Genomic DNA, 25,223 nt, shown 5'->3' on the forward strand with positions numbered 1-25,223 from the left:
CATTTCTCCTCTTTCTCTCGCACCCCACCATGACCACCCCCAAGCGCAAACTCCGCTCCGCCGAATGGTTCGGCACGGCCGACAAAAACGGCTTCATGTACCGCAGCTGGATGAAGAACCAGGGCCTTCCCGACCATGTCTTTGACGGCCGTCCGGTAATCGGCATCTGCAACACCTGGTCCGAGCTGACCCCGTGCAACGCGCACTTCCGCAAGATCGCGGAGCATGTGAAACGCGGCATTTATGAGGCGGGTGGCTTTCCGGTGGAGTTCCCGGTGTTCTCCAACGGCGAATCCAACCTGCGCCCCACGGCCATGCTCACGCGCAACCTGGCCAGCATGGATGTGGAAGAAGCCATTCGCGGCAACCCCATCGACGCCGTGGTGCTGCTGGTGGGCTGCGACAAGACCACGCCCGCGCTGCTGATGGGCGCGGCCAGCTGCGACGTGCCCGCCATCGTGGTCACGGGCGGGCCCATGCTCAACGGCAAGCTCGACGGCAAGGACATTGGCTCGGGCACCGCCGTGTGGCGCCTGCACGAATCGCTGAAGGCGGGCGAGATCAACGAGCACCAGTTCTTCGCGGCCGAGGCCGGCATGTCCCGCTCCGCCGGCACCTGCAACACCATGGGCACGGCCAGCACCATGGCCTGCATGGCTGAATCGCTGGGCACCTCGCTGCCGCACAACGCGGCCATCCCGGCCGTGGACTCGCGCCGCTATGTGCTGGCCCACATGTCCGGCAAGCGCATTGTGGAGATGGTGCATGAAGACCTGCGCCTGTCCAAGATTCTTACGCGCGAGGCGTTCGAGAACGCCATCCGCACCAACGCCGCCATCGGCGGCTCCACCAACGCGGTCATCCACCTCAAGGCCATTGCGGGCCGAATCGGCGTGCAGTTGGACCTGGAAGACTGGACGCGCATTGGCCGTGGTACGCCCACGCTGGTAGACCTGCAGCCCTCGGGCCGCTTCCTGATGGAAGAGTTCTACTACGCGGGCGGCCTGCCCGCCGTGCTGCGCCGCCTGGGCGAGAACGGCCTGCTGCCCCACCCCAACGCCCTCACCGTCAACGGCAAGAGCCTGTGGGACAACGTGCGCGAAGCCCCGCAGTACAACGACGAAGTCATCCGCCCGATCAACAACCCGCTGATTGCCGACGGCGGCATCTGCATCCTGCGCGGCAACCTGGCGCCGCGTGGCGCGGTGCTCAAGCCCTCGGCCGCATCTCCCGAGCTGCTCAAGCACCGGGGCCGCGCCGTGGTGTTCGAGAACCTGGAGCACTACAAGGAGCGCATCGTCGATGAAACCCTGGACATCGACGAGACCTGCGTGATGGTGATGAAGAACTGCGGCCCCAAGGGCTACCCCGGCATGGCGGAGGTGGGCAACATGGGCCTGCCGCCCAAGCTGCTGCGCCGCGGCGTGAAGGACATGGTGCGCATCTCGGACGCACGCATGAGCGGCACGGCCTACGGCACCGTGGTGCTGCATGTGGCCCCGGAGGCTGCAGCACTGGGGCCGCTGGCTGCCGTGCGGGATGGCGACTTCATCGAGCTGGACTGTGAAAGCGGCCGCCTGCACCTGGACATCAGCGACGAAGAACTGGCTGCACGCCTGACTGCGCTGCGAGGCGAGGACAAAGGCGGCCGGGGCGGCTACCAGCGGCTGTATGTGGACCACGTGCTGCAGGCCGATGAAGGCTGCGACTTCGACTTTCTGGTGGGTTGCAGAGGTGCTGCGGTGCCGCGCCACTCGCATTGATATGGAACACCCCCCTGAGTCGCTTCGCGCCTTCCCCCCGCTCTGGCAACGCTGCGCGTTGCGGGCAGGGGGACGCAGCCAGCGCGGCGGGGCTGCCCTTGCGCGGCTGCCTGCGTATGGGCCATGCCCTTCGCAGAGGCCGCTACATATTTGATAGCTGCTTGCGCTTATCAGATAAGCGCCAGAGGCCTTTTTCATTCAAACCCCGATCTGCACCCACCATGCCAGCTACCCACTCCCTCCAGAACCCTCGCTACCGCGGCATCTTCCCCGTGGTGCCCACCACCTTTCACGAAGACGGCACGCTCGACCTGGAGAGTCAGAAACGCTGCCTCGACTTCATGATCGACGCCGGTGTGGACGGCGTCTGCATCCTGGCCAACTTCTCTGAGCAGTTCTCGCTGTCGGATGCCGAGCGCGAAGTCCTCACCCGCACATCGCTGGAGCACGTGGCAGGCCGCGTGCCCGTCATCGTGACGACTACCCACTACGGCACCCGCGTATGCGCCGAGCGCAGCCGCGCTGCGCAGGACATGGGCGCGGCCATGGTGATGATCATGCCGCCCTACCACGGCGCCACCTTCCGCGTGCCGGAAGCGCAGATCTACGAGTTCTATGCCCGCGTGTCCGACGCCATCACCATCCCGATCATGGTGCAGGACGCGCCCGCCAGCGGCACGGTGCTCTCAGCCCCTTTCCTGGCGCGCATGGCGCAGGAGATCGAGAACCTGGCCTACTTCAAGATCGAAGTGCCCGGCGCGGCCAGCAAGCTGCGCGAGCTGATCCGCCTGGGCGGCAACGCCATCGAAGGCCCGTGGGACGGCGAAGAAGCCATCACCCTGCTGGCCGACCTGGATGCCGGCGCCACCGGCGCGATGACGGGCGGCGCGTTCCCCGACGGCATTCGCCCCATCATCGAGGCGCACCGCCAAGGCGACATGGACCAGGCGTTTGCCCTCTACCAGCGCTGGCTGCCGCTCATCAACCACGAGAACCGCCAGGGCGGCATCCTGACTGCCAAGGCTCTGATGAAGGAAGGCGGCGTTATCGCCTGCGAGGCGGGCCGCCACCCCTTCCCGGCGATGCACCCCGAGGTGCGGCGCGGGCTGATCGACATCGCTCGGCGGCTGGACCCGCTGGTGCTGCGCTGGGGCCGCTGAGCCTGCCATGGACGCAACCTCCCAGCGCATGGCAACGCGGCTGATCTCCCTGGACTGGGGCACCAGCGCGCTGCGTGCCTTCCGCCTGGGCGAGAACGGCGCGGTGCTGGAAACGCGCCACCGCCCCTGGGGCATCATGAACCTGCCCCCCTCCACCGAGAGCGTGGCAAACTCGGAACCCAGCGCCGCGTTTGAACGCGCACTGCAAGACACCTGCGGCGACTGGCTGGCCGCCGCACCCGGCCTGCCCCTGCTGGCCTGCGGCATGGTAGGCAGCGCCCAAGGCTGGCGCGAGGCCAAGTACCTGCCCACGCCCACCTCACTCGATGCACTGGCGCGGGGCCTGACGCAGGTGGAACGGCGCAATGGCCCGCCGCTGCACATCGTGCCGGGCCTGTTGCAGCAGGGCACGCTGCCCAACGTGATGCGTGGCGAAGAAACCCAGGTGCTGGGCGTGCTGGAGAGCCTGGCCCCACCGGCGGACATGCCCGTGCTCATCGGCCTGCCCGGCACCCACAGCAAATGGGTGCTGGCACGCCGCGGCCGCATCGAGCAGTTCCACACCTTCATGACGGGCGAGGTGTTTGCTGCGCTGCGCGGCCACACCATTCTGGGCAAGACCATGCAGGCCGGCGCAGCACCCGACGACATTGCCTTTGCGCGTGGCCTGGCCGTGGCGCGCGGCAGCGATGCTGCACTGGGACTGCTGTCGCACCTCTTCAGCACCCGCACGCTCGGCCTGACGGGGGCGTTGGCGCCCACCGCGCAAGCCGACTACCTCTCGGGGCTGCTGATCGGACACGAGGTGGCCAGCCTGGCACGCGCGCAGCCGCAAGGCCCCGCCACACCGCAGCGCCTGCTGCTGTGCGGCGAGCCCGACCTGTGCCGGCGCTACGCCACCGCGCTGCAGGCCCACGGGTTTGCCACGCCCACCATCGCAACCCAGGCCACCGCCACAGGGTTGTGGCAGATCGCGCTGGCGGCAGGCCTGGTGGCCGGGTCCGCCGCCTCCACAGCAACCCCACCCTCCGGGAGCCTGGCCGCATGAACCCCATCGACAAAACCCTGTTCCACATCCTGCAGCGCTGCGGGCTCATCGCCATCCTGCGGGGCGTGCAGCCGCAGGAGGTGGTGGGCATCGGAAAGGTCCTGTACGACGCGGGCCTGCGCATCATCGAGGTGCCGCTCAACTCGCCCGAGCCCTTGGCCAGCATCCGCGCGCTGCGCGACGCCCTGCCCGGCGACTGCCTGGTGGGCGCGGGCACCGTGCTCACGCCAGAGGCCTGCCCGCAAGTGGCTGCGGCGGGTGGGCAGATTGTCGTGATGCCGCACAGCGACGCCCAGGTGATCCGCGCCGCACGCGCCGCCGGCATGGCCTGCGCGCCCGGCGTCGCCACGCTCACCGAGGCCTTCGCCGCCCTGGCCGCGGGCGCCAACATGCTCAAGCTGTTCCCGGCCGAGGCCTTGCCGCCCCACGTGCTCAAAGCCTGGCGCGCTGTGATCAGCCCGCCCATTGCGCTGGTGCCGGTGGGCGGCATCGTGCCCGATCTGATCGGCACCTACGCGGCGGTGGGCGCCAGTGGCTTCGGCCTGGGCTCCGCCCTCTACCGCCCCGGCGACACCGCCGCCGACGTGGCGCCCCGGGCGGCGGCCTTTGTGGCCGCGTGGCACAAGGCCTACGGCACGGCGCGCTCGCCCGGCAGCTAGGGGCGAGCGGCCACCACCACCACCACCCCTTTTCTCCGCTGATTTCCCGGGACACCGCTTCATGAAGATCACCCGACTCACCACGTTCATCGTTCCGCCGCGCTGGTGCTTTTTGAAAATCGAAACCGACGAGGGCGTCACCGGCTGGGGCGAACCCATCCTGGAAGGCCGCGCGCACACCGTGGCCGCCGCCGTCGAAGAACTGGGCGAATACCTCATCGGCAAAGACCCGCGCCACATCGAAGACCACTGGACTGTGCTGTACCGCGGCGGCTTCTACCGCGGCGGCGGCGCGCACATGAGTGCCCTGGCCGGCATCGACCAGGCGCTGTGGGACATCAAGGGCAAGGCCCTGGGCGTGCCCGTGTCCGAACTGCTGGGCGGCAACGTGCGCAGCCGCATCAAGGTCTACAGCTGGATCGGCGGCGACCGCCCCAGCGAAACGGCCGCCGCAGCAAAGGCTGCCGTGGAACGCGGCTTCACGGCCGTCAAGATGAACGGCACCGAGGAAATGCAGTACGTGGACAGCTACGACAAGGTGGAGCGCTGCCTGCACAACGTGGCCGCCGTGCGCGAGGCCGTGGGCCCGCACGTCGGCATCGGCGTGGACTTCCACGGCCGCGTGCACCGACCCATGGCCAAGGTGCTCATCAAGGAACTGGAGCCGTACAAGCTCATGTTCATCGAAGAGCCCGTGCTGAGCGAGCACGAGGAAGCCCTGAAAGAGATCGCGCGCATTTCCTCCACCCCCATCGCCCTGGGCGAGCGGCTGTACTCGCGCTGGGACTTCAAGCATGTGCTGCAAGGCGGCTATGCCGACATCATCCAGCCCGACCCCTCGCATGCCGGCGGCATCACCGAAACCCGCAAGATCGCCAGCATGGCCGAGGCTTACGACGTGGCCCTGGCCCTGCACTGCCCCCTGGGCCCGATTGCCCTGGCCGCCAACCTGCAAATCGACGCCGTTTGCTACAACGCCTTCATCCAGGAGCAAAGCCTGGGCATCCACTACAACCAGGCCAACGACCTGATGGACTATGTGTCCAACCCCGAGGTATTCGCGTACCAGGACGGCATGGTGGCCATCCCCAGCGGGCCAGGGCTGGGCATTGAAGTGAACGAGGACTATGTGCGCGAGCGTGCGGCACAGGGGCACCGGTGGAGGAACCCGGTGTGGCGGCACCGGGATGGGAGTTTTGCGGAGTGGTGAGGGGAATCGTCGCGAGCTGAAGCGGCGGGGCGTGACGGCTGCGTCCAATCGTTGCGAAGCTCGTTTGCGATCATTCGTCTCGGGCGGTCCGCTGCGTTGCTTTTCTTGCCAATAGCCGGGCTATTGGCTGCGAAAAGGCGCCTTGCGGCCCATCCCGATCCGCGCTACCACGAACTCGCGAGGGTGATGCAGGACATCCCTGGCTCCTCTTATTGAAACACGCACACGCCCGATGACTGGCTTTTGGCCTGGTACATCGCAGTGTCTGCGGCGCGCAGGTAGTCGTCCACCGTCGCCAGCCTGGATGCACTGCTGACAAGTCCAATACTCGCGCCACTGATCACGGTGTGTTCGCCGACCACATAAGGCGCTGCGAGGGCGGCTGCGATCTGATGAGCGCGGTTGCAGGCTTCAGCGGGATCAATGGACTCCAGCAGCACATTGAATTCGTCGCCACTCATGCGGGCAACCAGATCAACCGCCCGCACGCAGGATTCGAGCCGCCGCGCCACCTGCTGCAGCAGCCGGTCGCCCACATGATGCCCGTAGTTGTCATTGACGGCCTTGAACCCGTTGAGATCCAGCAGCAGCACGGCGAACATTGTGGCTCCATCGCGTGTTGGAACGCCATCACCATTCGCAGCCTCGTTCTGGTGCAGCGCCATGAGATTCGCGAGGCGATCGCGGAGCAACGGCCGGCCGGGCAAGCTGGTCAGCGCATCGTAGGAACTGCCACGGTCAGCCAGATCGCTCAACGAGCCTGCCATGCGCACCGCAACGCCGTCTTCAAACTCGGCGAGCCCGCGCCAATTGACCCATACCCTCCGTCCAGCCGCGTGGAACGCGCGGAAATCCACCGAAAAGTTCGGGCTGTTCCCCGACAGATGCCTGCGGTAGGCCGCCTGCACGCGCTCGCGATCTTCGGGATCGATGAGTTGCTCCAGAAAGCTCCAGCCACCGTCGTGTACATGATCGCCGCTACCCAGCCCGACGATCTGGTGAAAGCGCCCGGACACATGCAGCGCGTCCGTTCGCAAGTCCCAGTACCAGATGCCGTCATTGGATCCGCGCGTCGCCAGCGAATAGCGGTTTTCGGAGCGCAACAACTCGAGTTCGGTGTTCTTCTGTTGGGTCACATCGATCATCAGGCCGATCATGCGGTTCGGCCGCCCCGGCTCGACCACTGCACGGCACAGATCGCGCACCCACACGACCTTGCCGGACTTGGCGATCAGCCGATAGCTCATCTCGTAGGCATGGCTGTGCGCGGCGTTGTAAGCGGCATCGTCGATGCGCAGGGCCTCCTCCAGATCGTCGGGGTGTACATGCGCCCGCCAGAAGCCCGGGTCAGCCCGCCACTCCTCTACGGAGTAGCCGAACAACCGTTCGACCTGCGGACTCAGGAAGGTATTGCCCACGCCGATTTCAGCCTCCCACACCACGCCATCAATGGTTTCCAGCAAGCGCAGAAAGCGCTGGCGAATTTCCACCAGCACCTGCTCGGTGACCTCGGTGATCTCGATCAGGACACCCTGGCGGCTGATCACCCGGTCCGCCGCATCGGTTTCCGGGTGAAGCTGCAGACGCACCCAGCGATAGTCCGCGTCGGCAAATCGCAACCGGAACACCGGCATGCCCGAGCGCATGGTGCCGATGTCGTCGGAATGCACGAACTCCAGCAAGGACCTGCCGAGCGCTGCCTCCACCGAATGGCCGGTGAGCGTTGTCCACGCCGGATTCAGGTAAGTGATCTCCCACAGCGCATCGGTCTGCACCACCGCCTCGGGCAGCAGTTGCAGTAGTTTTGCGGACGTCGTGAGAGTGGTGGGCATGCAGGGCTGTCGCAAAAAGGGAGTCAGGTAAAGCCAACGGATAGGAAAATCAACCACACCAGATCAAGTATGGCAGGGGTTTTGGGCAGGCTCGTGCCGCAAACCACTGACGAGTCGTTCGTCGATTGGCAGGTCATGATCGAAGCAGTTGCTCAGCCCGTCGAACGTGAATGACTGCAATCAACGTTGAGCGACTGCTTTTCTTTGGTGGCCACCGACCGTTACGAGCCGAAACCGCCAGTCTAAGTTACGGAGAAGCGGTCGGTTGCGCGGTACCAGTTGGGTCACGCAACGATATGGCAGCAGTACCTTCTCCAGCGCCCCTCGGGCCGGGGAAAGTCGAAACGCCAACAGTCGCTTCGCTGCATTCAGCACGGGCACAACCCCATCCGGCCGACAACTACCAGCGGGCATCTACACTGGGGCGATCTTTCCCAGGAGCCACCATGCCTGAAACGCTCGCCGTTCCTCAGCGAATGCGCCTGTCCTCGTGCGACTACGCCGGACGCGACAAGGCCGATGCAGTGCGCGAACTCCTGGGCCGCGAGGTCATGCGCGTGGATCTGTGGCCTTGCGAGGGCGCGGTTCCGCTGGATCTGTCAGCGACCGTCATGTCTCTGGGCGACGACTGTGTGTACGTGCGCACCGAGCACACGCCCATGCACATCTGGCGCTCGCCCGAGATGCTGCGCGATGGTGCTGACGACGTGTACCTGGGGGTGAGCTGGAGCCGCAGCACCGTCCACACGCCGCGTGAGAGCATTGACCTTTCGAACGGCAGATTCGGCATCATCTCCAAGGCGCGCGTGCACGAATACATCACGCCCCACGGCGGTTGCAGCGCTGCCATCCTGGTGCCTCATTCCGCTCTGGCGCAGCAGGTGCCGGGGCTGGAAGAAGCCCCTCTGCGCTTACTGCCCCCAGACATGCCCGAACCCGCTCTCGCCATGGGCTATGCGCAACTGCTTGCCAGCATGCCCGGTGACCCCGCCTTGTCCTTACCGCTACTGCAATCGGCACAGTCGCACCTGCTGGAGCTGATGGCCCGTATGCTCGCGCCTGCCGCGCGCAGCGCGCAACCGCCCGAGAGCGATGCACTGCACGCACCGCGCCTGGCACTGATCCGGCGCGACATCCTCGCGCGCATTGACCAGCATGAACTGAGCCTGGCGCAGATCGCGCGCCGGCACCACCTCACCCCGCGCCAAGTGCAGCGCCTGTTCGCTCGCGAGGGCACCTGCTTTTCCGACTTCGTGCGCGACGCACGGCTCGACCGCGTGCGCGCCGCGCTGGCCGATCCCCGCCAGCGCCACCGCCTGGTGCTGCAGATCGTGCAAGACAGCGGCTTCGACGACTTCTCCGCCTTCAGCCGGGCCTTCAAGCGGCGCTTCGGCATGACGCCGACCGAGGTGCGCAACGCAGGTTGAGTATTGGGCGTTGCGCACGCAACGCCCGGAGCCTTTGCTCTGTATGTCGTTTTGAACCAGTCATTTGTCGCTGCCGACAACGACACCGCACGGCCCTATTCCCAGAATTGGCTGTGCCATGACAAGCACATTTCTTCGCCCTTTTCGTTCTGTGCGCCGTTTCAGCGGCCTTCCCATCATCCTCGCCCTGCTGGCCGCAGGCAGCGTACAGGCCGCCATCCCTGCATCGCAGCGGCAGTACCTGCTGGATTTGTATGCTGTCACCGGTGGCCCCACCTGGATCGACAACGCCGGCTGGGGCGGCGGCGCAGGCACCGAGTGCAACTGGCACGGCGTGACGTGCGATGGGGGTGCCACCACCGTCACTGAGCTGCATTTGAGCAGCAACCACTTGGTCAATTCCGTGGGCGTGCCCGTGCCCGACTGGGCGGCGCTGCCTGATCTGCAAAGAATCGCCCTGGGCAACAACCAATTGACGGGCCCCGCGCCCGCCATTGCGGGCCTTGCGCAGTTGCAGGACTTCAACCTCGCCGTCAACCAGTTCACCGGAGCGCTGCCCACCCCTGCCGGACTGCAGCACCTGGATGCCTACAACGTCAACGCGAACCAGTTCAGCGGCAGCATTCCGGCGCTTTCCGACCTCCCGGCGCTCACCCGGTTCACGGCGCGCGACAACCAGCTGACCGGCCCCATTCCACCGCTCACCGGCGTGTCCACCCTGGAAATCTTGGCCCTGCAGAACAACCAGCTGACGGGCGGCATCCCTGTCCTGCCGCCGGGGCTGCTTCGGCTGAACGTGAGCAACAACCAACTCACCGGCCCCGTACCCGCTGCCCCCAACGCGCTGGACGCCGGCGACTCGCACCTCTGCCCCAACTACCTCACGCCCTCGGACAGCCCGGCGTGGGATGCTGCCACAGGCGAAACACCTTGGTTCGACAACTGCACCGCCCCGCCGCCGGGGCTGGGCGGCATCACGGCCGTCCCCACGCTGGGCGCATGGGCACTGGCTCTTCTCGCGCTCACCGCCGGCGCGCTGGGCCTGGGAGCGCTGCAGCGGCGGAGGGTCTGAGGCCTTATTGGCCTCCAGCGCCCGCCCACCAAGCACAAGCAGCTATCTATTTCATTAAAGAACCATCACCATGACAGCCTCTCTACTCCGCCGCTTTCTCACCCTCATTGCCCTGCTGGCCGCAGGCAGTGCCCAGGCCGACATTCCCGCATCGCAGCGGCAATACCTGTTGGACTTCTACGCCGCCACCGGCGGCGCGAACTGGACACACCAGGACAACTGGGGCGGCGCCGTCGGCACCGAGTGCACCTGGTACGGCGTGGTCTGCACGGGCGACACTGTCACGAGGCTGGAGTTCTCGTCCAACCACCTGGTCAGTCCCGCGAACACGCCGCTGCCCGACTGGTCGGTGCTGCCGGACCTGCAGGCCATCGACCTGTACAACAACCAACTGGCAGGCCCCGTGCCGGCCATCGCGGGCTTGGCACAACTGGAGTTCTTTAGCATCGGCAACAACCAGTTCACAGGTGCGCTGCCCGCCCCCGCCGGGCTGCAGCACCTGGAGCGGTACTACGCCCACAACAACCAGTTCAGCGGCAGCCTTCCGCCATTCGACAACCTGCCCGCGCTGCAGGTGGTGGGGCTGCGCCAAAACCAGTTCACGGGCGCCATCCCCTCGCTGGCCGGCGCGCCCGCGCTGGAGCAACTGGGCCTAGGCTACAACCAGCTCACGGGCAGCATTCCTGCGCTGCCCCCGGGTTTGCAGCGGCTGTATGTGAACAACAACCTGCTCACCGGTCCCGTGCCCGCAGCGCCCAATTCGCTGCTCACCAACGATTCGCAGCTCTGCCCCAACCACCTCACGCCCTCCGTCAGCAACGACTGGGACGTGGCCACGGGCGAGACACCCTGGCACGCCGCCTGCACCCCGCCGCCGCCCGGCCTGGGCATCACCCCCGTCCCCACGCTGGGCGAGTGGGCGCTGGCACTGCTGTCGCTGGCCGCCGCCACGCTCGGCTTCGTGGCGCTGCGGCGCGAGCGGGTCTGAAGCATTTTTGGCATCTGGGGAAATCCCTACATGGACGTCTCCAGAAGAGCAAGATTCAGCAGTGTGGAGGTCTGAAGGGTTTGCAGTCTTACATACGGCCTGTTGGTGCAGGGTGTTCCTCCTGCTGGCCCTGATGGCATTCGCGGGTGAGGCTCCTGTCTGCACATCGAACTCCAAGCTCTTTAGTCCGCCCTGCACAATTCAGTTTTTAACCGCAGACCTGTCGATGGTCACAGGGTGCGGCGAGCAGCGCCGCGATGACCGCCGGCATCGACAACCCGACTCGGGCGCATAAAAGCCGCAGCGCGGCCAGGATCGGGCGAAGGTTGTGCGCAGCCCCGCACATCACCGCATGCAGGGCATCGCCCAGCGCGCCCTTGAGCGGATTGCGGCCCAGCCTCCCGTCCATCTTCATGTGCTCAATAGCCGGCTCGATGGCACTGCGCCTTTCGCGGCCAATCGGACCAGCGGGTGCTTCATGTTTAGCTGCTGTCCAGCCGGAACAACTCACCGAACTGCGGCTGCGAAGGCTTGGGACCCATCGGACTCCTCGGAGGAATTTGCAGGAAAACAGGTGCTGGAAGAACCATACCGTGCAATTCCAAACCCATCAAGCCGAGGAAACGCGAATCAGATCAATCGCTTGCGCGTTGTTCAGCGCGGACTAAAGATCACGAATCTCTCGACTTACCAAGTGGCGATCTTGATACATATGTTTAAACTTAATGTGGGGAGCTTTTTTATGTACATCCCGAATTATTTTCTCCCGTACCCTCTCGGGGGTATCCATTCCAAATATCACTGCACGCACTGAACCAGGCAAACTGAGCATGGCATGCTTATCCGCCTCCCCACTGCTGGAAAGCTCGCCAGTAATCATATACGTTATTCGCCACTCGCTTTCCCCCGACCACTCCGGTGACTTCATATAGTAGGTTTTTACGAGGGCACTCTCGTCTCTGGTAGTCGGGTCATAGACAGGAACAACGTCAGAGTATGTGACAGGCCCCAAGGGATGAGATCGCCATTGTTCGGAAACTGCATACTCAATGCAAATGCCAGTATGACCGGGCTTTTTACCATGTACACATAGAGTGGCGTAGTTGGCCCACATTAGGAAATTCGTTGGCAAAGTAGTGAAGCAGGCGATTCGAATGCGCCGACCAAACTCCGCCCTAAGTATTCTCGCCACTCCTTCGGGAAGTCGGTAACCATTACTAACCAATTCAGCAATTCTGTCAGCCGCCAACTTACTTGCAGAGGCATGCCCACGATTCCCCACTTCTTGCAAATAAAAATACGAGAAAATTGCAGCAACGTCTTTCTTGAACTCTACTCTCAAACGCCCCTCGTCCGGATCGTTTAGGCTGTTCATAGAGGCAAGAAATACCCTCTCAGTGACAATTTCACTAAGTACATTTCTATACTGCCAACGAGATGTCAGACTGCGATATCGATACAACGTATTTGGAATAGGTCCTTGATGAATGAAATACGGCTTTGCCTTATCCATATCGGAATTTTTCATAGGTCTATTTTCAGCCCAGAACTTTGATTGTTCACGGAGCGATTGTGCCAAAAACTTGAGTCTAAAAGCTCTTTATTCGCATTTTTTTGAGAACACCTCCCATCGGAACTCCTGTGGCATGCGACGCGATGATTCGTGAAGAAAATCCCGTGCGGACTGATCAGCACCCGGCCAAGACTCTCACCGCTTGATCCAGCGTGTCCCTGTCGAGCAAGATTCGCCTTGGAGACTATTCTGCTCATCCACTGCATGCAGCAGTGGTTCACATTGTCCGATTTGGCGATGGAGGAGGCCTTCTTTGACATTCCGATCTACCGGGAGTTTGCGGGCGTGGATGCCGATGGGCGAGTGCCTGATGAGATCACGATCCTGAGATTCCGTCACCGGCTGGAAAAGCACAAGGTAGCCGAGCAGATTCTGGCCACCGTCAACGAGCTGCTTGCAGCGCAGGGCTTGCGGCTCAAGGCCGGTACTGCAGTGGACGCTACGCTGATCGCAGCGCCCAGTCCCAACGCGGCGGCCTTGTAGCGCTCACGTATTCGAGTTATTCAGGACATCCTTAACCCCTCTCCCCTCCCCGGAAAGCCGGCACTCTCGGACACTGTGATTAAAATCAGTATCTCACCCAGTCCATCCACCCCGTCATGACGGTGCTGCCCGTCCCTGCTTCGCACACCCCGCCCGCCATCCCCATCACCCGCTTCCACCGCACCCGCCTCATGCAAATCTGGCGCTCCGCGGGATGGCCGTGCAAGGACGGGCTGGAGATCGACCTGCTGGCTGCCGGGCTCATCAGCCTGCACACCGCGGCCGATGGCTGTGAAACCCTGCGCCTCACCGACGAAGGCATCCGCACCCTGGCGCAGGCGCGCCAGCGCGGCGTGCGGGCATTGAGCCTGCACGACCGGCTGGGGCAGAAGTTTGCGGCCCAGTTGCTGGCGGCGGGGCGCATCGTATGGACCGAACTGTCGCTGCGCGCGGTGATCGATACCGTGCCGATAGGAGATGCGCCGCCAGCCGCTGCGTCCGACGCACCTGCCAACAACACACCCGCCATGGCGCCCCTGTGGGCCGACGATGACCTTGCCCCGGCGGCCCGTGCCGCGGCCAACGTGTGGCGCATGGCGCGGCCCGATCTGTTCTCGGTGCGCAACACCTCGGTGCCTGCCTATCTGCAGCCCATGGTGCACGAGGTGAAGGCCAGCCGGGCCGACCTGCTGTCGGACCTGCGGCACGACGCCAAGCGGCAGGCCTACCAGTGGCTGTGCGAGGAGTGTTATTACGTCTTTCCGGCCGGCATTGCCGAGCCAGACGAGATCCCCGAGCACTTCGGGATCTGGGTGCTGCACGGCAGCGTGGACGACGGGCGCTTTGAACTGCTGCGCCCCGCACGCCACAGCCGCTGCACCCTGCCCTTTGCGGTGTGGATGGCGCTGTGCAAGGCCACCCCGCTGCGCAGCGAGGCGGAGCTGGCGCAGGCCCACCTGGGCGGGGCCGAGACCGGTGCGCTGCCGTCCGATGCCGGCGCCGCGCCCTGCGCCGAGCCGCCGCCATGACCTACACCGTTGCGGTGCGCGAGCTGTGCGAGTTCACCGCCAAGCAGGGCGACCTGGACCTGCGCTTCACGCCCGCCCCTACGGCCCTCGAAGGCATCGCCGGCCACGCCGTGGTGGCGGAACGCCGCGGCAAGGGCTACCGCGCCGAGGTGGCCCTCGCCGGGCAGTACAAGACGCTGCGCGTGCGCGGCCGGGCCGATGGCGTCGATACTGCGCAGCAGCGCCTGGACGAGGTGAAGACCTTCAAGGGCCGGCTGGACCGGCAGCCCGCGTCGCACCGTGCGCTGCACTGGGCGCAGGCCCGCATCTATGGCTGGCTGCTGTGCCAGCAGGAGGGCTGGGACCACATCGACCTGGCGCTGGTGTACTTCGACATCGGCACGCAGAAGGAAACGGTGTTCACAGAGCGCCACAGCGCGGCCGAGCTGCAGCAGCATTTCGAGGTGCACTGCGAACGCTTCCTGGCCTGGGCCGAGGCGCAAGTGGCGCACCGTGCGGCGCGGGATGCAGCGCTGTTGGCGCTGGCGTTCCCGTTTGGCGCCTTCCGCGCGGGGCAGCGGCCGCTGGCCGAGGCGGTGTACAAGGCGGCCGCCTCCGGCCGCTGCCTGCTGGCGCAGGCGCCCACGGGCATTGGCAAGACCATGGGCACGTTGTTCCCGCTGCTCAAGGCCGCGCCGGCGCAGCGCATCGACAAGGTGTTCTTTCTGGCCGCCAAAACCTCGGGACGGCAGATGGCGCTGGACGCGCTGGCGCGCCTGTCCGACAGCGCCCCGGCGCCGCCCCTGCGCGTGCTGGAGCTGGTGGCGCGCGACAAGGCGTGCGAGCACCCCGCCAAGGCCTGCCATGGCGAGTCGTGCCCGCTGGCCCAGGGCTTTTACGACCGCCTGCCCGCGGCCCGCGCGGCGGCCGTGGCCTCGGCCGCCGGCGATGCCCGCCCGTCACCGCCCCTGCTGCTGCAGGCCCGCGTGCGCGACGTGGCGCTGGCCCACCAGGTGTGCCCCTATTACCTGAGCCAGGAACTGGCGCGCTGGGCCGATGTGGTGGTGGGCGACTACAACTACTACTTCGACCTGGGCGGCCTGCTGCACGGCCTGGCACAAGCCAACCAGTGGCGCGCTGCGCTGCTGGTGGACGAGGCCCACAACCTGGTGGAGCGCGCCCGCAAGATGTACACGGCCGAACTGCGCCCGGACAGCCTGGCGCAGGCCCGCCAGTCGCCCGCCGCCACGCGCCACCCCTCCGTGAAGAAGGCACTGGACAAGGTGCGCCGCCAATGGGTGGCGCTGGACAAGGCGCAGACCACCGCCTACGCGGTGTACGACAGCGTCCCGGACAAGCTGCTGGCTGCGCTGCAACAGTGCGGCAGCACGCTGTCCGATCACTTTGCCGACCACCCCGCCGAGCCCGACGCGGCGCTGCAGGCCTTTTACTTCGACGCCATGCACCTGGTGCGCATGGCCGAGCTGCTGGACGCGCATTCGCTGGTGGACATCACCCAGGCTCGTGCAGCCCACCACCGGGCCACCCAACCCGGCGATTCCGTGGTCTGCATCCGCAACGTGGTGCCCGCGCCCTTTTTGCAGCCCCGGCTGGCCGCCGCGCACACCAGCACGCTGTTTTCCGCAACGCTGCAGCCCGCCCGCTACTACGCCGACCTGCTGGGCCTGCCCGACCACCATGCGTGGGTGGATGTGGAGTCGCCGTTTCACGCCCGGCAGTTGCAGGTGCAGGTGGCCCGGCGCATCTCCACCCGCTACCCGGATCGCCACGCATCCCTCGCGCCCATCGCCGATCTAATGGCGCAGCAGTTTCACGCGCGGCCGGGCAACTACCTGGCTTTCTTCAGCAGCTACGACTACCTGCAGCAGGTGGCAGACCTGTTTGCGCAGCGCCACCCCGAGGTGCCGCACTGGCGCCAGTCGCGCCGCATGCTGGAGGGCGAGCAGCGCGAGTTTCTGGCCCGCTTCACCGACACCAGCCACGGCATTGCGTTTGCCGTGCTGGGCGGCGCGTTTGCCGAAGGCATCGACCTGCCGGGCAAGCGCCTGATCGGTGCGTTCCTGGCCACGCTGGGCCTGCCCCAGGTGAACCCCGTCAACGAACAAGTCCGCCAGCGCATGCAGGCACTATTCGGCGACGGGTATGACTACACCTACCTGTACCCCGGCCTGCAGAAGGTGGTGCAGGCCGCGGGCCGCGTGATCCGCACGCCCAGCGACGAGGGTGTGGTGCACCTGATGGACGACCGGTTTGCGCGGGCCGAGGTGCGCGCGCTGCTGCCCGCGTGGTGGCACCTGCAATAAGGCAACGCTGAACCAGCCCTCGCCCGCGCCGCGGGGACTTGTGCAGCATCGCCCCCAAAAAAAAGGCCGGCCACCCTGGGGTGTCCGGCCTGCAAAGCTGCAAATGCAGCACAGAGAGTCAATCAATCATCGCCAGTTCGGGCGTGGGGTGGCTGGTCAGGTGGCCGCGGGCGCCGCCACCAGTTCCTTGGCCCGGCTGCGCTGCCGGAAGAACGCCACCAGCTGCCAGAGGATGAACAGCACGATCAGCCCGATGAGCGTGCCGCTGATGGGCCGGTTGATGAACACCCCGAAGCTGCCGCGCGACAGCAGCATGGAGCGGCGGAAGTTCTCTTCCAGCATGGGGCCCAGGATGAAGCCCAGCATCAGCGGCGAGGGGTCCATCTCCAGGCGCATGAACAGGTAGCCCAGGGCGCCGAAGGCCACGGTGATGAACACGTCGTCCAGGTTGTTGTTGATGCTGTAGGTACCGATGCAGCAGAAGAACAGGATGGCCGGGAACAGCACGTTGTACGGAATCTTGAACACCGACAGCCAGTAGCGCACCAGCGGCACGTTCAGCACCAGCAGAAAGACGTTGCCGATCCACATGCTGGCCACCAGGCCCCAGAACAGCTCGGGGTGGCCGGCGATCATGTTGGGGCCGGGCTGGATGCCCTTGATGATGAACGCGGCCATCATCAGCGCCATCACGGCGTTCTCGGGGATGCCGATGCTCATCAGCGGAATGAAGCTGGTGCGCGCTGCGGCCTCGTCGGCAGCGGCCTGGCCGGCCACGCCTTCGATGCAGCCGGTGCCGATCTCGTCCTTGTACTTGCTGACCTTCTTGTCGAGCGCATAAGCGGCAAACTGGGCAATCACCGGGCCGCCGCCGGGCAGGATGCCCAGGAACGAGCCCACCACGCTGCCGCGCAAGGCACTGGGAATGATGCGCTTGAACTCGGGCCAGGTGGGCAGCAGCTTGATCTTGCCGTTGAAGGGCGAGCGCTCTTCGCGCGAGTCGAGGTTCTTGGCAATCTCGGCAATGCCGAAGCAGCCCAGCGCAATGCTCACAATGCCCACGCCGTCGGCCAGGAACGGTGCGTCCCAGGTAAAGCGTGCCATGCCGCTGTTCACGTCGGTGCCAATGGAGCCCAGCAGCACGCCCACCATGCACATGGCCAGGCCGTTGAGCAGGCTGCCGGTGGTGACGAAGCTCACGCACACAAAGCCCACCAGCATCAGCGCACAGTAGTCGGCCGGGCCGAAGAGGAAGGCCACTTCGCCCAAACTGGGTGCCAGATACGCCAGCACCACGATGGCCACCGTGCCCCCCACGAAACTGGAGAAGCCGGCGGTGAACAGGGCCAGCCCCGTTTTTCCTTTCAGCGTCATCGCATACCCGTCGATACACGCCACGATGCTGCTCGCATGCGGGATCTTCATGGTGATGGCGCTCACGCTGTCGCCGTACTGCGCACCGTAGTAAATGCCGGCCAGCATGATGAGCGCGCCGGTGGTGTCGATGGAGTAGGTCAGCGGCAGCAGCAGGCTGATGGTGGCCAGCGGGCCCAGGCCCGGCAGCAAGCCCACCAGGGTGCCCACGGTGCAGCCCAGGGCGCAGAACATCAGGTTCTGCAGCGTCAGTGCATGGCTGAAGCCAAACGCGAGGTTGTTCAAGACTTCCATGGCGGCAACCTCAGTACAGGGGCAGGCTCACGCCCAGCAGTTTCTGGAACGCGAACGCGATGGCGATCAGCACGGCGGTGATCTTCAGGCTGCGCTTCCACGAATACGTGCTGGCCGCAAAGCCGGAGCAGAACACCAGGAACACGATGCCTGCGATCATGTTCACAAAGTGCGATAGCGCGGCGAAGCCGCACAGGCTGCCCAGGATGATGGCGATGTTGCGCACCTGGAAATCCATGGGCACGGGCGCCACCAGGCGCGCGCGTGCCACGGTGATGGCCCCGATGACGAACAGCATGCAGCTGACAATAAAGGGGAACATCCCCGGCCCTGCGTGGCCGAGCGACCCCAGTGAATAGCCCACCGACGGCAGGCCGAAGCCCAGCGCCAAGGCCATGAGGGCAACGCCTCTGACGAGATTGCGGTTGATCATGAAAAGTTTGTCTCCTGAAACGCGGACGACCCCACCGGGCTGCGCAAGCGACACCCGGGGCTGGGGTATGCTGACAGGCGGACTATCCCCATCGAACCTGATTGCTGGCTGATCTCGGCCATGCGTAATTTCACGTAGCTCTCCGCTTCTCCATGCGCCTCCTCCTGGTGGAAGACGACCCTGTGCTGAGCCGCACCATGGCCCAGGGTCTTGAAAACGCGGGCCACCGCGTCGAGCTGGCCCACTCCGTCGAAGAAGCCCAGCACTGGTGGGCCGTGCAGCCCTTTGATGCCGTGCTGCTGGACCTGAACCTGCCCCACGCGGCGCACGCGCGCAGCGGCCTGGGCAGCGGCCTCACGGCGCTGCGCGCCGCCCGCGCCCGGGGCGACAGCACCCCCGTGCTGGTGCTCAGCGCCCGCGACAGCACCGAAGAACGCATTGCCGGGCTGGACGCCGGCGCCGACGACTACCTGGGCAAACCCTACGAACTGAAGGAGGTCGAAGCCCGCCTGCGCGCCCTGCTGCGCCGTGCCAGCGGCACGGCCGACCAGGTGACGGTGGGCCGGCTGGTGCTGGACCGCCAGGCCCGCCGCTTCAGCGTGGACGGGCTGCCGCTGGAGATGCCCGCGCGGGAGTTCGACCTGCTGTGGGAGCTGATGACCCCGCCGGGCCGTGTGCTCAGCAAGGGCGACCTGTCGGAACGCCTGGCGGGCGCTGGCGAGGCGGTGGGCGAGAACGCGCTGGAGGCCTCGTTCTCGCGCCTGCGGCGCAAGATCGCGGGCAGCGGCGCGGCCATCCGCACGCTGCGCGGGCTGGGCTATCTGCTGGAAGATGACGCAAGCACACCCCCCGCTGCGCGCTCCTGAACCGGGCAGCCGCCCGCCGACGCTGCGCCAGCGCATCGGGCGGCACGTGCTGCTCTCGCTGGTGCTGGTGTGGGGGCTGGGCAGCGCGGTGGTGCTGGGCGTGGGCAACCATTTTGTGGCCGAAGCCTTCGACCGCGCCCTGCTGGACGATGCCCACGCACTGGCCGCGCACGTGCGCGGCGCGGAGGCTGCGCCCGCGGACGGCGGCAGCGCCCTGCACCTGGACCTCACGCCGCGCGAGTTGGGGCTGCTGCGCTTCGACCAGAGCGAAACCGTGTGGTTTGCCATCTACGGCCTCGACGGCGCGCTGGTGGCGGGCGATGCCGAACTGGTGCCGGGCGGGCTGCCGCCGGGCAACGGCGCCCACACGTTCTCGCACCTGGTGCGCGACGGCCGGGAGCTGCGCCGCGTCAGCCTGCGCATTGACGGGCCGCAGCCCTACACCGTGGTGATGGCGCAAACCACCGCCGAGCGCACGCAGCTGCTGCGCCGGCTGCTGGTCTACTCGGGCCTGGCGCAGCTGTGGCTGCTGGTGGTGCTGGGCTCGCGGCTGCTGCGCGGCATCGAGCGCGACCTGCAACCCCTGACGGACCTGCAGGACGCCATGGACCGCCGCGACGCGGCCGACCTGCAGCCGCTGCCCGCCGCCCTGGCGCAAGGCGCCGCCACCCACGAGGTGCAACGCCTGGGCGAGGCCCTGGACGCCCTGCTGCAGCGCGTACAGCAGGGCCTGGAAGCCCAGCGCGAATTCGCGGGCAACGTGGCGCACGAGCTGCGCACGCCCCTGGCCGGCATCCGCGCCCAGGCCGCCCATGCGCTGGCGCAGGGCGACCCGGCCGTCTGGCGCAGCGAGCTCGAAGGCATTGCCCAGGCCGAGCAGCGCGCCAGCCGCACGGTGGACCAGCTGCTGGCGCTGGCCCGCGTGGCCGAGAGCCGCATCGCCCTGCCCTTGCAGGCCGTGGCCCTGCACGCCCTGGTGCGCGAGGTGCTGCTGCGCCACCTGCCCCGCGCCGACGGGCTGGGGATCGACCTGGGCGCGGAGGGCCTGGACGCGCCGCTGGAGGTGCGCGGCAACCCCGCGCTGCTCGAGGGCATCCTGAACAACCTGCTGGACAACGCCCAGCGCTACGGGCGCGGTGCCCCGCCCCGCATCACCGTGGCCCTGGGCCGCGAAAACGGCTTTGCGCGGCTGTGCGTCACCGACAACGGCCCCGGCGTGGACCCGGCCCTGGCGCGGCAGCTGCAGCAGCGCTGGGCGCAGGGCGAGCCCGGACAGCAGCTGGGCCTGGGCGTGGGCCTGGGGCTGTCCATCGTCGCCCGCTATGCCCAGCTCATGGGCGGGCGCCTGGCGCTGGAGCCAGCCCCTGGCGGCGGGCTGGCCGCTTGCGTGTGGCTGCCACTGGCCGGATCCGAGGCGGCTTGATTCGCATCAAGACTCGCGCCGACTGCACCGCCACAATGGGCGGGTGCTGAAACCAACCTCCTCCACCCCGCTTTTCCGCCCCCGCGCGGCCACCGCCCCGGCCGCAGCGGCCACTGCGGCTGTTACCGCCGCGCTGCTGGCGGCCCTGGCGCTTTCGGGCTGCGACCGCGCCCCATCCTCCAAGCCCCCGGTGGCGCCCGAAGTGGCCACCGCCGCCGAGGCTGCGCTGGACGCACTGGCCGCCGCCTGCGCTCGCGCCGTGGAGGCCCGCCAGCCCACCGTGCAGCCCACCGGCGACGGCCGCTGGACCGTGCACGGCTACAGCGCCGCCCTGGTGCAGCGCGACGTCACCGCCACCGAATCGCCCGTGACGCCGCTGGTGGGCAAGATCGTGGTGAAGGACAACGAAGCCCAGGCCACCGCGCCCACCGAGGCCGACGCCCGCGCCATCATCCTGGCGCCCGCGCACCTGGTGGCCAACCGCACGCACACCTTCATCTACCGGTTTGACGGCCAGCGCTGGCAGTGGGCCAACGGCTCGCGCACCACCAAGGCGCCCACGCAAAGCGACACCACCGTGCCGCTGGAGCGGGCCGAGCTGGCCGCCCCAGGCAGCGACTTCGCGGCCTGCCTGCCGCAGTAACGCGCAGGGGCAGCGGGGCTCGAACGCTCTGTTATTGATAGCTGCTTGCGCTTGCCAGAAAAGCGCCAGAAGCACTTTTTGCCAAAAACCTACCAGGCCGTCCACTGCCCTTGCAGCGCCCGGCGCGCCAGCAAAAAGGTGGCGGCGTTCCAGCTTTGGCCCGCCATGCCGCCGGGCTGCAGCGAGCGGCCGTGGAACCACTCGGTAAACCGCCAGTCCCCCAGTGCATTCACCTCGGCCAGCCGGGCCAGTTCGGTCCAGCCCTTGTTGCGCAGCCCCAGCTTGGCCAGCGCCATCACCCAGAACCCGCCCACAAACGGCCAGATGCCGCCGTTGTGGTACTGGTACATCAGGTTTTGCCGGTGCCGGCCCATGTAGGGACGCCAGAGCGCATCGTCCTGCGACAAGGGCTGCAGCACCACGCGCACCGGATAGGGGTCGCTGGCATGGGCCGCCAGCACGGTGTGCACGATGCTGTGCGCCATGGCTTCATCGGCCAGCCCGCACTGGATGGCCAATAGGTTGCCGAACACGTCGCCTTCGTGCCCGGCCACGGCCAGGTTCACAAAGCTCAGGTACAAGCCCCGGCCGCTGCGCCCCCGGCGCGCGTAGTGCTGCAGCAGCCGCGCACGGTGGTACTGGTGCAGGTCGCGCTGAAACGGGTTGAACAGGTGGTTGAAGTGGTGGTGCGTGTCCTGCGCGTGCTCCAGCGCAAAGCGGCGCTTCACGTCGTACCACAGCGCATTGGTGTACAGCACGTAGCCCGAGCGCGGCATGATGTCCGCCCAGTCGCTGGCCTCGTTCTGCTGCAGCAGCCGAAAGCGCTGGTGCTCCTGGGCCAGCAGCCACGCCAGGCCCCGCGCCACGCCATCGGCCCAGCGCGCGCGGCCCACCTTGCCGTGGCGCCGCACGTGGTCCACCGCGATCAGCCACCACAGCGTGGCGTCGATGCAGCCCAGATACCAGAAGTCGGCATCGCGCCCTTCGGGGTCCACGTACTTGGGGATCTGGCCGTTGGGCGCCTGCTGCGCGGCCAGCGCGTCCAGGCTGGCCACGGCACCCTCTTCCAGCGCCGGCACGCCGCTGCCGCACATGGCCATCACGCAGATGGCCGCGTCGCGGCCGAAGATGCGGGTGTAGCGGCGCGCCACCGCCTGCGGAGTGCGGCTGGCGGCCAGGATGCCGTGCGGCGTGAGGTTGCTCTCGAGCAACGCGAGCGAGGCCTCGCAGCACGTGTCGACCAGGGTGAGCGCAGAGGCATCCAACGCATGGTTTTTCTTCGGCATGCCGAAAGCCTAGCGCCACCGGGCGCTTGTGACCATAGGACCCGTTCCCGAAAAAAGGCACAAATTGAAACCAGTCTCCGGGCTGACCGGCCGCCGGCCACCGCGCCCCGGCCCTCCGCTTGCTCCTGCGTTGGTAGCGGCCCGCGCTGGCATTTCCGGCGCTGCAGCCCGATTCCCTTCTCCATCGGCTTCACAGCTTGGCGATCGACACCTCCGTGGACTTGACCAGCGCGACCACGTCCGAGCCCACGACGAGGCCCAGGTCGTCCACCGAGCGGGTGGTGATGACGGAGGTGACGATGCCCCAGGGGGTTTCGACATCGACCTCGGAGACGACGTCGCCGCGGATGATCTCGCGGACCTTGCCCTTGAACTGGTTGCGTACGTTGATGGCTTGGATGGACATGGGGTTCTCCTTGAAAAAGTCCGTTGATGAAAACAATGAAAGAAATCCCGATTGCTCAGCGTTGATCGCTGCGCTCGGAACTGGCGCGCTCCAGGCCAGTGCCACCGTGGAACTGGCTTTGCCAGGCCACCGGTGGCGTTCCCCTCCCGAAGGAGAGGGGGAAGACGCGAAGCGGCTCAGGGGGTGCTTCTTTCATTCACACCGCCCAGCGCAGCCCGTGCGCGGGCACGCCGCTCCACAGGCTCTCGGGCTGCGGCTCGTCGGCGCCGGGCTTTTGCAGCACGCGGTCGAGGATGCGCTGCTCCAGCTGCGCAAAGCCCACGTCGCCGTGCGCGCGGGGGCGCGGCAGGTGGACGCGCTGGTCCAGCGCGATCTGGCCGTCTTCGACCAGCACCACGCGGTCGGCCAGGGCCACGGCCTCCTGCACGTCGTGGGTGACGAGCAGCGCGGTGAAGCCCCATTGCAGCCACAGCCCTTCGATGAGGCGGTGCATCTCGATGCGCGTGAGCGCGTCCAGCGCGCCCAGCGGCTCGTCCAGCAGCAACAGGCGCGGGTTGTGCACCAGCGCGCGCGCCAGGGCCACGCGCTGGCGCTGGCCCCCGGACAGGCGCGCGGGCCATTCGTTCAGCCGGTCCGACAGGCCCACGCGGCCCAGCACGTCGGCCGCCGCGCCGCGCTGCGCGGACGGCAGGCCCAGGGCCACGTTGTCCAGCACGCGCTTCCAGGGCAGCAGCCGCGCGTCCTGGAACATGATGCGGGTGCTGGCGCTTTGCAGGCCGGCCACGCGGGTCCCGTTGATGCGGATCTCGCCCGCCGTCGCAGGCTCCAGCCCCGCCACCAGGCGCAGCAGCGTGCTCTTGCCGCAACCGCTGCGGCCCACGATGGCGACGAACTCGCCGGGCTCGATGACCAGCTCGGTCTTTTGCAGCACGGCACGCGCGCCGTAGCGCTTGTCCACGCCGCGCACTTCCAGGCGCACGCCCTGGGGTTGCGGAGATGAATTGATGGTCAAAATGGCCTCCTGCGCTTATTCAGCAAGCGCTAGCAGCTATAAAAATGTGAGTATTCGAGCACCAGGGCATCACGCCTGATACCCTGGATGCCAACGCAGCCAGTAGCGTTCGAGGCCTTTGGCGAAGACATCCGCCAGCTTGCCCAGCAGCGCATACAGCAGGATGCCCACGAGCACGATGTCGGTCTGCAGAAACTCGCGCGCGTTCATCGTGAGGTAGCCGATGCCTGCCTGCGCCGAGATGGTCTCGGCCACGATCAGGATCACCCACATCAGCCCCAGCGAGAACCGCAGTCCCACCAGGATGCTGGACAGCGCCCCGGGCAGGATGATCTGCCGGTACAGCTGCCAGCGCGTCAGGCCGTAGGTGCGGCCCATCTCGATCAGCCCCGGGTCCACATTGCGGATGCCGTGGAAGGTGTTGAGGTAGATGGGGAAGAACACCGACACGCTGATAAGGAACAGCTTGGCCGACTCGTCGATGCCGAACCAGAGGATGACCAGCGGGATGAGCGCCAGCGCCGGGATGTTGCGCACCATCTGGAGCGTGGAGTCCAGCAGCGTCTCGAACAGCTTGACGGAGCCGGTGAGCAGGCCCAGCGCCAGACCCAGCCCGCCGCCCACGGCCAGGCCCGCCAGGGCCCGGCCGGCGCTGACCTTCACGTGGGTCCACAGCTCGCCGGACTCGGCCAGCGTCCAGGCGGCGCGCACCACGTCCAGCGGCGCGGGCAGCACGCGGGTGGAGAGCCAGCCCTGCGACGAGGCCACCTGCCACAGCACGATGAGCCCCACGGGCACGGCCCAGGGCAGCAGGCGCTGCGCGATGTGCTGGGCAACACGCGCAGCGGATGCGGGCAGCAAGCGCCCGTCGATGGGCAGGTCTGCCACGTCGGCCAGCGGGGATATCTGCAGTTCTCTCACGGTCTGATTCATGGGCGGA

General features: G+C 66.7%; 21 protein-coding genes and 2 pseudogenes. 14 read left to right on the top strand and 9 right to left on the bottom strand.

Going from position 1 to position 25,223, the window contains the following annotated elements; all coding sequences use genetic code 11:
* The first annotated feature begins 29 nt into the window (after window positions 1–29).
* The 5 genes from ACOYR3_RS14460 to dgoD all read left to right on the top strand — a co-directional run bounded on the left by ACOYR3_RS14460 (window position 30) and on the right by dgoD (window position 5,840).
* Window positions 30–1,763 carry an IlvD/Edd family dehydratase gene (locus tag ACOYR3_RS14460; RefSeq protein WP_422843059.1) on the top strand — a complete coding sequence of 578 codons (1,734 nt, stop codon included), beginning with the start codon at window positions 30–32 and terminating at the stop codon, window positions 1,761–1,763.
* A gap of 221 nt (window positions 1,764–1,984) precedes the next feature.
* A complete protein-coding gene (locus ACOYR3_RS14465) occupies window positions 1,985–2,923 on the top strand; it encodes a dihydrodipicolinate synthase family protein (RefSeq protein ID WP_422843060.1) in 939 nt (312 codons plus the stop codon).
* Between the two features lie 7 nt (window positions 2,924–2,930).
* A complete protein-coding gene (locus tag ACOYR3_RS14470) occupies window positions 2,931–3,971 on the top strand; it encodes a 2-dehydro-3-deoxygalactonokinase (RefSeq protein WP_422843061.1) in 1,041 nt (346 codons plus the stop codon).
* Entirely contained in the window at window positions 3,968–4,630 is a 663-nt protein-coding gene (locus tag ACOYR3_RS14475) for a 2-dehydro-3-deoxy-6-phosphogalactonate aldolase (RefSeq protein WP_422843062.1), read from the top strand. The genes ACOYR3_RS14470 and ACOYR3_RS14475 overlap by 4 nt, the downstream gene beginning before the upstream one ends.
* Window positions 4,631–4,691: 61 nt before the next feature.
* Window positions 4,692–5,840 carry a galactonate dehydratase gene (dgoD, locus tag ACOYR3_RS14480; RefSeq protein WP_422843063.1) on the top strand — a complete coding sequence of 383 codons (1,149 nt, stop codon included), beginning with the start codon at window positions 4,692–4,694 and terminating at the stop codon, window positions 5,838–5,840.
* Between the two features lie 209 nt (window positions 5,841–6,049).
* On the opposite strand, the gene ACOYR3_RS14485 is transcribed toward dgoD, so the two are convergent.
* The gene (locus tag ACOYR3_RS14485; RefSeq protein WP_422843064.1) at window positions 6,050–7,672 is read right to left on the bottom strand and encodes a PAS domain-containing protein; all 1,623 of its coding nucleotides are present in this window, start codon (window positions 7,670–7,672) and stop codon (window positions 6,050–6,052) included.
* 446 nt (window positions 7,673–8,118) lie between these two features.
* Here ACOYR3_RS14485 and ACOYR3_RS14490 point away from each other — a divergent pair, with 446 nt between their 5' ends.
* The 3 genes from ACOYR3_RS14490 (at window position 8,119) to ACOYR3_RS14500 (ending at window position 11,159) form a co-directional block, all read left to right on the top strand.
* The gene (locus ACOYR3_RS14490) at window positions 8,119–9,099 is read left to right on the top strand and encodes a helix-turn-helix transcriptional regulator (protein ID WP_422843065.1); all 981 of its coding nucleotides are present in this window, start codon (window positions 8,119–8,121) and stop codon (window positions 9,097–9,099) included.
* 118 nt (window positions 9,100–9,217) lie between these two features.
* Window positions 9,218–10,171, top strand: coding sequence for a leucine-rich repeat domain-containing protein (locus ACOYR3_RS14495; protein WP_422843066.1), 954 nt, complete (start codon window positions 9,218–9,220; stop codon window positions 10,169–10,171).
* A 70-nt stretch (window positions 10,172–10,241) separates the two neighbouring features.
* Entirely contained in the window at window positions 10,242–11,159 is a 918-nt protein-coding gene (locus ACOYR3_RS14500; RefSeq protein ID WP_422843067.1) for an IPTL-CTERM sorting domain-containing protein, read from the top strand.
* A gap of 208 nt (window positions 11,160–11,367) precedes the next feature.
* Here the strand turns inward: ACOYR3_RS14500 and ACOYR3_RS14505 are convergent.
* Together ACOYR3_RS14505 and ACOYR3_RS14510 are read right to left on the bottom strand one after the other, a co-directional pair.
* Window positions 11,368–11,607 (bottom strand): annotated as a pseudogene (locus ACOYR3_RS14505) (IS5/IS1182 family transposase); the annotation flags it as partial.
* 216 nt (window positions 11,608–11,823) lie between these two features.
* Window positions 11,824–12,687: a DUF2971 domain-containing protein gene (locus ACOYR3_RS14510; protein ID WP_422843068.1), complete on the bottom strand. Its 864-nt coding sequence runs from the start codon at window positions 12,685–12,687 to the stop codon at window positions 11,824–11,826.
* A 207-nt stretch (window positions 12,688–12,894) separates the two neighbouring features.
* Here ACOYR3_RS14510 and ACOYR3_RS14515 point away from each other — a divergent pair.
* The 3 genes and pseudogenes from ACOYR3_RS14515 to ACOYR3_RS14525 form a co-directional block, all read left to right on the top strand.
* Window positions 12,895–13,194 (top strand): annotated as a pseudogene (locus tag ACOYR3_RS14515) (transposase); the annotation flags it as partial.
* 137 nt (window positions 13,195–13,331) lie between these two features.
* Complete coding sequence (locus ACOYR3_RS14520; RefSeq protein ID WP_422843069.1) at window positions 13,332–14,243, top strand: hypothetical protein; 912 nt, start codon at window positions 13,332–13,334, stop codon at window positions 14,241–14,243.
* Window positions 14,240–16,546, top strand: coding sequence for an ATP-dependent DNA helicase (locus ACOYR3_RS14525; protein WP_422843070.1), 2,307 nt, complete (start codon window positions 14,240–14,242; stop codon window positions 16,544–16,546). Before ACOYR3_RS14520 ends, ACOYR3_RS14525 begins: the two co-directional genes overlap by 4 nt.
* Window positions 16,547–16,702: 156 nt before the next feature.
* On the opposite strand, the gene ACOYR3_RS14530 is transcribed toward ACOYR3_RS14525, so the two are convergent.
* Both ACOYR3_RS14530 and ACOYR3_RS14535 read right to left on the bottom strand, forming a co-directional pair.
* Complete coding sequence (locus tag ACOYR3_RS14530; RefSeq protein WP_422843071.1) at window positions 16,703–18,214, bottom strand: tripartite tricarboxylate transporter permease; 1,512 nt, start codon at window positions 18,212–18,214, stop codon at window positions 16,703–16,705.
* Between the two features lie 10 nt (window positions 18,215–18,224).
* Window positions 18,225–18,647, bottom strand: a complete 423-nt coding sequence (locus tag ACOYR3_RS14535) for a tripartite tricarboxylate transporter TctB family protein (protein ID WP_422843072.1) — start codon at window positions 18,645–18,647, stop codon at window positions 18,225–18,227.
* Window positions 18,648–18,799: 152 nt separating this feature from the next.
* Between ACOYR3_RS14535 and ACOYR3_RS14540 the strand changes: the two genes are divergently transcribed.
* The 3 genes from ACOYR3_RS14540 to ACOYR3_RS14550 are packed head-to-tail and all read left to right on the top strand — an operon-like array spanning window position 18,800 to window position 21,579.
* Window positions 18,800–19,513 carry a response regulator transcription factor gene (locus tag ACOYR3_RS14540; protein WP_422843073.1) on the top strand — a complete coding sequence of 238 codons (714 nt, stop codon included), beginning with the start codon at window positions 18,800–18,802 and terminating at the stop codon, window positions 19,511–19,513.
* Window positions 19,479–20,936, top strand: coding sequence for a sensor histidine kinase (locus tag ACOYR3_RS14545; protein ID WP_422843074.1), 1,458 nt, complete (start codon window positions 19,479–19,481; stop codon window positions 20,934–20,936). Before ACOYR3_RS14540 ends, ACOYR3_RS14545 begins: the two co-directional genes overlap by 35 nt.
* Before the next feature lie 43 nt (window positions 20,937–20,979).
* Complete coding sequence (locus ACOYR3_RS14550; RefSeq protein WP_422843075.1) at window positions 20,980–21,579, top strand: hypothetical protein; 600 nt, start codon at window positions 20,980–20,982, stop codon at window positions 21,577–21,579.
* 89 nt (window positions 21,580–21,668) lie between these two features.
* On the opposite strand, the gene ACOYR3_RS14555 is transcribed toward ACOYR3_RS14550, so the two are convergent.
* From ACOYR3_RS14555 to ssuC, 4 genes are all read right to left on the bottom strand, one after another.
* Window positions 21,669–22,865: an amylo-alpha-1,6-glucosidase gene (locus tag ACOYR3_RS14555; protein WP_422843076.1), complete on the bottom strand. Its 1,197-nt coding sequence runs from the start codon at window positions 22,863–22,865 to the stop codon at window positions 21,669–21,671.
* A 190-nt stretch (window positions 22,866–23,055) separates the two neighbouring features.
* Complete coding sequence (locus ACOYR3_RS14560; RefSeq protein ID WP_015013774.1) at window positions 23,056–23,271, bottom strand: TOBE domain-containing protein; 216 nt, start codon at window positions 23,269–23,271, stop codon at window positions 23,056–23,058.
* A 196-nt stretch (window positions 23,272–23,467) separates the two neighbouring features.
* A complete protein-coding gene (locus ACOYR3_RS14565; RefSeq protein WP_422843077.1) occupies window positions 23,468–24,283 on the bottom strand; it encodes an ATP-binding cassette domain-containing protein in 816 nt (271 codons plus the stop codon).
* Window positions 24,284–24,352: 69 nt separating this feature from the next.
* Window positions 24,353–25,216 (bottom strand): aliphatic sulfonate ABC transporter permease SsuC, encoded by an 864-nt coding sequence (gene ssuC, locus ACOYR3_RS14570; protein WP_422843078.1) that lies wholly within the window; start codon window positions 25,214–25,216, stop codon window positions 24,353–24,355.
* Window positions 25,217–25,223 lie beyond the last annotated feature (7 nt).

Source organism: Acidovorax sp. M2(2025) (assembly GCF_049330835.1).
GTDB lineage: Bacteria > Pseudomonadota > Gammaproteobacteria > Burkholderiales > Burkholderiaceae_C > Acidovorax.

Bases quoted from the DNA above. Each gene is read 5' to 3' on its own strand.
- ACOYR3_RS14460 (WP_422843059.1), top strand. From the start codon at position 30: ATGACCACCCCCAAGCGCAAACTCCGCTCCGCCGAATGGTTCGGCACG.
- ACOYR3_RS14510 (WP_422843068.1), bottom strand. From the start codon at position 12,687: ATGAAAAATTCCGATATGGATAAGGCAAAGCCGTATTTCATTCATCAA.
- ssuC (WP_422843078.1), bottom strand. From the start codon at position 25,216: ATGAATCAGACCGTGAGAGAACTGCAGATATCCCCGCTGGCCGACGTG.
- dgoD (WP_422843063.1), top strand. From the start codon at position 4,692: ATGAAGATCACCCGACTCACCACGTTCATCGTTCCGCCGCGCTGGTGC.
- ACOYR3_RS14545 (WP_422843074.1), top strand. From the start codon at position 19,479: ATGACGCAAGCACACCCCCCGCTGCGCGCTCCTGAACCGGGCAGCCGC.
- ACOYR3_RS14500 (WP_422843067.1), top strand. From the start codon at position 10,242: ATGACAGCCTCTCTACTCCGCCGCTTTCTCACCCTCATTGCCCTGCTG.
- ACOYR3_RS14555 (WP_422843076.1), bottom strand. From the start codon at position 22,865: ATGCCGAAGAAAAACCATGCGTTGGATGCCTCTGCGCTCACCCTGGTC.
- ACOYR3_RS14495 (WP_422843066.1), top strand. From the start codon at position 9,218: ATGACAAGCACATTTCTTCGCCCTTTTCGTTCTGTGCGCCGTTTCAGC.
- ACOYR3_RS14560 (WP_015013774.1), bottom strand. From the start codon at position 23,271: ATGTCCATCCAAGCCATCAACGTACGCAACCAGTTCAAGGGCAAGGTC.
- ACOYR3_RS14535 (WP_422843072.1), bottom strand. From the start codon at position 18,647: ATGATCAACCGCAATCTCGTCAGAGGCGTTGCCCTCATGGCCTTGGCG.
- ACOYR3_RS14465 (WP_422843060.1), top strand. From the start codon at position 1,985: ATGCCAGCTACCCACTCCCTCCAGAACCCTCGCTACCGCGGCATCTTC.
- ACOYR3_RS14530 (WP_422843071.1), bottom strand. From the start codon at position 18,214: ATGGAAGTCTTGAACAACCTCGCGTTTGGCTTCAGCCATGCACTGACG.
- ACOYR3_RS14470 (WP_422843061.1), top strand. From the start codon at position 2,931: ATGGACGCAACCTCCCAGCGCATGGCAACGCGGCTGATCTCCCTGGAC.
- ACOYR3_RS14540 (WP_422843073.1), top strand. From the start codon at position 18,800: ATGCGCCTCCTCCTGGTGGAAGACGACCCTGTGCTGAGCCGCACCATG.
- ACOYR3_RS14490 (WP_422843065.1), top strand. From the start codon at position 8,119: ATGCCTGAAACGCTCGCCGTTCCTCAGCGAATGCGCCTGTCCTCGTGC.
- ACOYR3_RS14475 (WP_422843062.1), top strand. From the start codon at position 3,968: ATGAACCCCATCGACAAAACCCTGTTCCACATCCTGCAGCGCTGCGGG.
- ACOYR3_RS14520 (WP_422843069.1), top strand. From the start codon at position 13,332: ATGACGGTGCTGCCCGTCCCTGCTTCGCACACCCCGCCCGCCATCCCC.
- ACOYR3_RS14485 (WP_422843064.1), bottom strand. From the start codon at position 7,672: ATGCCCACCACTCTCACGACGTCCGCAAAACTACTGCAACTGCTGCCC.
- ACOYR3_RS14525 (WP_422843070.1), top strand. From the start codon at position 14,240: ATGACCTACACCGTTGCGGTGCGCGAGCTGTGCGAGTTCACCGCCAAG.